The sequence below is a fragment of the Pseudomonas sp. 2822-15 genome (genome assembly GCF_002742515.1).
In the GTDB taxonomy this organism is placed as follows: domain Bacteria; phylum Pseudomonadota; class Gammaproteobacteria; order Pseudomonadales; family Pseudomonadaceae; genus Aquipseudomonas; species Aquipseudomonas salomonii.
Genome location: NZ_LJRY01000127.1, coordinates 1 through 236 on the forward strand (window position 1 = coordinate 1; position 236 = coordinate 236).

Below are 236 nucleotides of genomic sequence, written 5' to 3' on the forward strand. Positions count from 1 at the left end.
ACCCAGTATAGTAAAAAGCAAGTATCCTCATAAAATTGGCTTGATGACAGGAATATATACAACTGCAATGTCTTCATTTGCTGCAGTAGGCTCTGGTGTAAGTATTCCATTGTCACAAGGGATTAATTTAGGTTGGAAATATGCACTATTAGTTTGGGGTATTATTGCAATAATAGGAATTGTATTTTGGATTCCACAGACTAAAAAGCCAGTTTATAATCAGAAGAATATTAATG

1 pseudogene is annotated in these 236 nt (G+C 33.5%); it reads left to right on the plus strand.

Annotated features, from left to right (window positions below):
- Positions 1 to 236, plus strand: a pseudogene (locus AOA59_RS32355) (hypothetical protein); the annotation flags it as partial.